This window comes from Collinsella sp. AM23-17 (assembly GCF_003470945.1).
GTDB classification, from domain to species: domain Bacteria; phylum Actinomycetota; class Coriobacteriia; order Coriobacteriales; family Coriobacteriaceae; genus Collinsella; species Collinsella aerofaciens_O.
Genome location: NZ_QRHU01000013.1, coordinates 65850 through 72868 on the forward strand (window position 1 = coordinate 65850; position 7019 = coordinate 72868).

A 7019-nucleotide genomic window follows, 5' to 3' on the forward strand; every position below is an offset into this window, starting at 1 on the left:
CCGGCAGTTTAGGAACGTCCCTAACTGCCGGCTCGGAAACGACAAGGCGTTAGTTCACTTCGACGGGTTTGGCGCCGGGATAGCGCTCCTCAAAGTCTAGGCGGTACTTATTGTCATTGGTGCCCGCCACGTTGTCGCGCGACAGCGGCGCCACGATCTCGTTCTTATGGTCCGCGGGCTTTGCGTACTTTAAGCTGATCTCCCAGGCATCGCAGATCGCATCGATGCGGTGATCCAGGTCGTCGTACAGAGCAATGATGTCCTTCCACGAGCTGTAGTTCTTAGAGCTTGTGGGGACGTCCAGGTCCTCGACGATATCGTAGTACTGCTCGATGGTGTCTTCCGTGCGCTCGGCGACGTCGGCGAGATTTTGACGGGCGGTACGGTCCTCTTCCAGATAACCGCCATTGAACGCCTCTGCGCAGGCACGGACCTGGTTATCGAGATCTTCGAGCAGGTCGTAGTATTCGCTCAGGCGACGGTAGAGGTTTTGCTCGGAGAGGGTCGCCTGGCTGCCATCCTCGTCATCATCGTCGTCATCGTCAAAAAGGCTATTGGGGTCGTCGAGAGGCTTGAGGTCATCATCGTCAACATCATGGTGCAGCTTAGTAATCTCGGCAGTCGTTTGCGTGGCGGCGTTGTCGAAAGGCTTGATCACAAAAAAGATGACCAAGGCGATGATAATTGCCACGAGCACAACGATAACGGCGATAAGCGCCTTGGTGCTGCTCTTTTTGGCGGCGGGGGCCTGCGGTGAATCAGGCGCGTACGTAGATGCCGGTTGCTGTTGGGGCGGGGTGTCCGCGACGGGTATGCGCTGCGTCGTTTCGACCGCTGCGGGGCTGGCGGCAGGGTCGGGGCGATAGGCGAGGGGGTCGTCCGGCTTAGCTTGCGGCGTATCGAGGAAGCCGGTCTGCTCAAACGCGGGTTGGCCATTGCTTGCGGTTGTCTGCTCAACGGGTGCACCGCATGAGGTGCAGAACTTGGCATCATCTGCAAGAAGTTTGCCGCACGAGGCGCAATACCGAGACATTGCCACTCCTTTCGCCACATTTCAAATCAATACGACGATTATACCCAGCGCTCAAAAAAGTCGGCAGCTAGGGACGTTCCTTTTCTGCCGGCACTTTAGGAACGTCCCTAGCTGTCGCCTAGTCATTTAAGAGCGTCCCCAATGACTACCCAATGACTAGGCCCGATTTGGGGCGCGCCTGCCCCTGGGGTATCATGGCTTGGTTGATATATCTGCATTTACGCGCCTTATAGGAAGGGGCTGCGCTCATGGCTTTTGAGCCCGCTCAACATAGCTTTATCACGCTCGAGGGCGTCGATGGTGCCGGCAAGTCCACGCAGGCGCGTCTGCTTGCCCGCGCGCTCGAACTCGCTGGCTACCAGGTTGTGAGCCTGCGCGAGCCGGGCGGCACCGCCATCAGCGAAAAGATCCGCGCTCTGCTGCTCGACCCCGCCAATACGGCGATGGGCGACACCTGCGAGTTGCTGCTCTACGAGGCGGCGCGCGCTCAGTTGGTGCACGAGGTCATAGCTCCCGCCCTCGCGGCCGGCAAGGTGGTCCTGTGCGACCGCTTCTACGATTCCACGACCTGCTACCAGGCATTTGCCGACGGCCTCGATCGTCAGATAGTGTGCGATGCCAATAACCTGGCCGTCGCGGGAACACACCCGGCGCTCACGCTCGTCTACCACATCACGCCCGAGCAGGCGGCGCTACGCATGGCAGCCCGTGGCGTGGCAGATCGCATGGAGGCAAAAGGCATGACATTCCAGGAGCGTGTTTACCAGGGATTTTGCGCCATTGCTGCCGAGGAGCCAAACCGCGTAAAGCTCATCGACGCCACTGCGACCGTCGAGGAAGTCTTCGAGAAGACGGTCGAGCAGATTCGCGCGTACGGTCTCGATATCCCCCAGGATGCTGTCGCCGCCGCGCTTGCCAAGGAGGCCGAGTAACATGGCCCCCGCTCAGGCAAGCCTGCTGGCCAAGCTCGACACCCAAGAGCGCGTGCGCGACTTTTTGACCAATGCCGTCGCCAGCGGCCGTGCATCGCACGCCTACCTGTTTTTGGGCGCCCCCGGCGCGGGCAAGCTCGATGCCGCGTGGGCGCTCGCCCAAGCCTTCCTGTGCGAGCAGGACGGCTGCGGCGCATGCGACAGCTGCGTGCGCGTCTCTCGGCATACGCATCCCGACGTGCACTATTACACGCCCGAGAGCGCCACGGGCTACCTTATTGCCCAGACCCGCGAGCTGCTCGATGACGTGCCGCTGGCACCCATTCGCGCCAAGGCCAAGGTCTACATCATCGACCGTGCCGAGCAACTGCGCGCCAACACCGCCAACGCACTGCTCAAGACACTCGAGGAGCCGCCCGAGGGCGTTATGTTCATCTTGCTGGGCACCTCGGCAGACGTGATGCTGCCCACAATCGTGAGCCGCTGCCAGTGCGTGCCGTTTCGGCTGGTGTCGCCCGCCGTCGCCGCGCAGGCCGTGAGCCGCGCCACCGGTCAGGACCCTGTGCGTTGCCGCATGGCGGTCGCCGTGGCGGGAAGCCCCACACGCGGCATCGAGTTTCTTAAGAGCGCCGAGCGCCAGGACGCCCGCCGTCAGATGGTCCGTGCCATCGACTCACTCATTGCCGCCGACGAGGCCGACGTGCTCAGTCGCGCCAAGTCGCTCATCGTCGCCGTCAAGGCGCCGCTCGCCGAGGTCAAGTCCACGCAGGAAAAGGTACTCGAGCAAAATGCCGACTACCTGTCGCGTGGAGCATTGAAGCAGCTTGAGGACCGCAACAAGCGCGAACTCAACGCGCGCGAGCGTTCGGGTATCATGGAAGCGCTGGCGAGCGCGCGGACGCTCATGCGCGACGTGCTGCTGACACTTCAGGACGAGGCAACCGACGTGGTGAACGAGGACGTGCGCGACACGATCGGTCGGCTTGCCGCCGCGACCAATGTTGCGGGTGCCACCCAGGCGCTCGAGGCGGTTGCGACCGCCGAGCGCAACATCGCCAGAAACGTTACTCCCCAGCTGGCCATCGAGGTCATGCTGTTCGATATCAGGAAGGCACTGAAATGCCGTTAGTCGTACCCATTAAGTTTACCTACGCCTCGCGCGACCTGTGGTTTGACCCGCAGGACCTGGATATCATCGAGGCAGATTACGCTATTTGCTCCACCGAGCGCGGAACCGAGATCGGCCTGGTCACGGCCGATCCCTTTGAGGTGCCGCAAGACGAGATCGGTCAGCCGCTCAAGCCCGTACTGCGCGTGGCGAGCGACATTGACCTGCAGCTTGCCGACGATCTTGCCATCCAGGGCGACGAGGCCATGGTCGATTTCCGCCGTCTGGTCAAAGAGCTCGACCTCGAGATGAAGCCGGTCGGCGTCGAGTACCTGTTTGGCGGCGAGAAGGCCGTGTTCTACTTTGCGGCCGAGGAGCGCGTCGATTTTCGCCAGCTCGTCAAGGACCTGTCCTCGACGCTGCACATTCGCGTCGACATGCGCCAGATCGGCGTGCGCGACGAGACCCGCCTGGTGGGCGGCTATGCCCAGTGCGGACAGGAGCTCTGCTGCACGCGCTTTGGCGGACAGTTTGAGCCCGTCTCGATCCGCATGGCAAAAGAGCAGGACCTACCGCTCAATTCCTCCAAGATCAGCGGCGTGTGCGGCCGCCTGATGTGCTGCCTGCGCTACGAGTTCGAAGCGTACAAGGACTTTAAGAGCCGCGCGCCCAAAAAGAAGACGCTCATCGATACGCCGCTCGGCAAGGCGCGTATTCAGGAATATGACACGCCGCGCGAGCAGCTGGTGCTGCGTCTGGAGAACGGCAAGGTCTTTAAGGTCAACCTGGCCGATATGACCTGCTCGGAGGGCTGCAAGAAGAAGGCCGCCGAGCAGGGCTGCAACTGCCGCCCCGACTGCGTGACGCGTGACGTGCTCGAGCGCATCGAGTCGCCCGAGATGCGCCTGGCGCTCATGGAGCTCGATCGCGAGAACGGCGTCGACGTGGGCGATGGCCTGTCGAGTGCCGACCGTCTGGCCGGCACGTCGATGCCCAAGCGCCGTCGTCGCGATGCCGATTCCGATGCTCGCGCCGGTCAGGGCCAGGGCGAGGGCCGTGGCCGCGGAAAGGGCCGTGGTAAGGCCGAGGCACCCGAGGCCGAGGAGGCCGCTGGCGGCCGTCGCCGCCGCAAGCGTGCGGGCTCTGCCGATGCCGGCGAGGCCGCAGCCGCCGGCAAGAACGGCGCTCGCGAGCGCGAGGTTCAACAGCCCCAGCAGCAGAATCGCGGCGGTGGCATGAATCCCACACGCCGTCGTCGCCGTCATCTGTCGAGCGAGGAGCGCGAGGACGCCTTCCGCGCCGCAGCCGCTCGCGAAGCCGGTGCCGCCCCCAAGGGTGGTTCGGGTTCCGATACGCCTGCCGACAAGGGTGGTAAGCAGCGCAACGATGACGAGCGCGCCCCGCGTCCGCGTCGCCGCCATTCCTCGGGCACGCAGCAAAAGCCCTCGGTGCCCTCCGTGGCCGATCAGGTCTCGGATGGCGAGGTCAAGGTCACACGTCGTCGCCCTGGAGATTGCGGAGGGGCGGCTGCCAAGGCCGCGCGCGGTGCTGCTCGCGACGAACGCGAGTCGCGCGAAGATTGTGGTGGCGAGGGTTCGGCCGACCAGGGCCAGAAGCGCCGTCGCCGTCGTCGTTCCCGCAAGCCGCGTCAAGATGGCGGCGAGGGTTCGACCCCGTCTTCGTCTGCACCACAACCGCCTATCGGCGAATAACGCCCGCGAGCGGATTTAACCTGCCTGACCCCAAACGCGTCGGGGTACCATAGTGCTGAATCAACAACCCTCCCTGCGACCGAACGTAGGGAGGGTTGTGTCTTGAAGAGCCATCTGAACATATTGAGCCGTCTGCAGGGTGCCGGCGCCCTACCGTTTGCGGCCGAATTGCTACCGTTTGCCGAGCGGGCGGCACGCGAGGCGCTCGAGGCATTGTCGCCAACACGATGTGCCGGCTGCGAGCGCGCCGGTACGCTTATTTGCCAAGACTGCCTGGCCGCGCTCACGCTCGTCGACCCACGTCATAGCTGTACCCGATGCGGCGCCCCGTTTGGGGATTTGCTGTGCACTGAGTGTTCGGTCGAGGGCACGTCCTCGGCAATGTCGGAGGCGCTCGACCGCTGCCTGGCGTGCGCCGTCTATGCGCATCCGCTGCCGCGCATCATTAAAGCGTACAAGGACGCGGGCGAGCGATGTCTGGCTCCGTATCTGGCGGAGTTGCTCTACGACACCGCCCTGCATGCCCAGGTCGTAGCGCCCGAACGCTTAGGAGGCGTGCTGTCCGGTGCGGATGCGGTGGTGTTTGTGCCTGCGACGGCGGCAGCGTTTCGGCGGCGTGGTTTCGATCATATGGAGGCTATTGCGCGCCCATTTTGCGAGCTGTCGGGTGTTCCCCTGCTCGATGCTCTCGTCAAGTACGGGCATGGCGACCAGCGCGAACTCGGTCGTGAGGAGCGCCGCGAGCGTGCCCAAGGCATGTACGAGACGGTTGAGGACGTGCACGGCCGCCGCCTGCTGCTTATCGATGACGTTATCACCACGGGTGCGACGATGGCCGCGGCTTCGGCGGAACTCAAGCGCGCCGGTGCTGCGGCAGTCGATGGCCTCGCTATCGCACGCGTTTGGTAGGGGTGGTTTTGTGGCAGTGAAGATTGAGCGGCGCAACGAGCCGACAGACGAACAGCTAGCGGCTTCCGTAATCCTAACAGGCGCCTCGGCGCTACGCATGATGCGCGCCGAGCGCCGGCAGATGGGCTACATAAGCTGGAAGGACCTCGATCCCGATGAAGAGCGCCGTGTGCTGCGCACGTCGTCGCCCTCGACCGAGGACATCTATCTTCCCGACTTGGTGCGGATTGGGGCCGCAAGCGGCGAGGTGCAAGAAGATCTTTGCTTGCTGGTGGGATCTGCGGCGCAGCGCCGCCGCATGCCTGGCGTGGGCTGGTCCGTATGCTCTGGGTTGCCCGCCGGCTCGATTCTAGAGGTGGAACCGGGGGTGTACAGTCTATCTCCCGAGGCCCTTTGTGTTGCCGTCGCCCACGAGGTCGGTTGTATCCAGGCATTTGCCCTGGCCCAGGAGCTGTGCTCTAAGATTTCGCTGAGTGACCGCGGGAAGTATCTGCCTCCCTACACCTCGCCTGTTACGAATAAACTTGCAAAGGACAAGGACCAGCCAGCAGATGTGGGCTACTTTGAGGTTGAGCCGGTGCTGATGCCCGATCGTCTGGCAGATTATCTCGCGGTATGCAAGGGGACCGCGGCCAAACAGCTGCAGCGTCTGTGTCCCTATCTTTCGGAAAACCTGCGCTCACCCATGGAGTGCATCATGCTCGCCCTGTTTTCGCTTCCGTTTTCCTATGGCGGATTTGCCTGCGGTCCCTTTAAGACCGACTACAAGATCGAGTTCGATGACCGCGCGCAGGCAATCTCGGGGATGCCGCATGCAGTTTGCGATGCATATCAGGAGGCGGCCCGGTTTGACCTGGAATACAACGGTGAGCTGGGCCATTCCTCCCGGAGGGGACGTATCCATGATGAAAAACGCAACACGGGCTTGATTACTATGGGAATCGAGGTCGCGACGGTCAACAACGAAATGCTCTGTGACATGGAAGCGATGGAAGCACTCGCATGGCGCATGCACCAGCGTATGCGAAAGCGGTACCGGAATCGTGTCGATGCCCGCAGGAAGAAGCAAGAGGCGTTGCTTAACACGCTGCGGGCGTGTTTTGGGCTTAAGCCGGTCTAATTCGCGTCGAAAATAGGGGGTTAATCATATGCCCTGGCCAAAATATGGCAAATATGAGTACTGTCACTAAATCAGTAACAGCAAAATCAAGGAATTTAGGACTCGGAGGCGGCGTAAAGTAAGAAGATAATAAACAAATGTAGAATAACTAAGCGGTACCGTCAAGATTCTTTCGCAAATTGATCGAGGCGGCCTCGGCCCCGCC

6 protein-coding genes are annotated in these 7019 nt (G+C 62.3%); 5 read left to right on the forward strand and 1 reads right to left on the reverse strand.

The features are described 5' to 3' along the window. Nucleotides 1-49 precede the first annotated feature (49 nt). The gene (locus DW645_RS06345) at nt 50-1033 is read right to left on the reverse strand and encodes a zinc-ribbon domain-containing protein (RefSeq protein ID WP_118081554.1); all 984 of its coding nucleotides are present in this window, start codon (nt 1031-1033) and stop codon (nt 50-52) included. A gap of 248 nt (nt 1034-1281) precedes the next feature. Between DW645_RS06345 and tmk the strand changes: the two genes are divergently transcribed. From tmk to DW645_RS06370, 5 genes are all read left to right on the forward strand, one after another. Beyond that, nucleotides 1282-1965: a dTMP kinase gene (tmk, locus tag DW645_RS06350; protein WP_118226899.1), complete on the forward strand. Its 684-nt coding sequence runs from the start codon at nt 1282-1284 to the stop codon at nt 1963-1965. Nucleotide 1966: 1 nt separating this feature from the next. Then, nucleotides 1967-3094, forward strand: a complete 1128-nt coding sequence (locus tag DW645_RS06355; protein ID WP_118226901.1) for an ATP-binding protein — start codon at nt 1967-1969, stop codon at nt 3092-3094. Next, nucleotides 3085-4785 (forward strand): regulatory iron-sulfur-containing complex subunit RicT, encoded by a 1701-nt coding sequence (locus tag DW645_RS06360; RefSeq protein WP_118226903.1) that lies wholly within the window; start codon nt 3085-3087, stop codon nt 4783-4785. The genes DW645_RS06355 and DW645_RS06360 overlap by 10 nt, the downstream gene beginning before the upstream one ends. Nucleotides 4786-4887: 102 nt before the next feature. Then, nucleotides 4888-5694: a ComF family protein gene (locus tag DW645_RS06365; protein WP_233540727.1), complete on the forward strand. Its 807-nt coding sequence runs from the start codon at nt 4888-4890 to the stop codon at nt 5692-5694. A 10-nt stretch (nt 5695-5704) separates the two neighbouring features. Further along, complete coding sequence (locus tag DW645_RS06370; RefSeq protein WP_118226905.1) at nt 5705-6814, forward strand: hypothetical protein; 1110 nt, start codon at nt 5705-5707, stop codon at nt 6812-6814. The last annotated feature ends 205 nt before the right edge of the window (nt 6815-7019 follow it).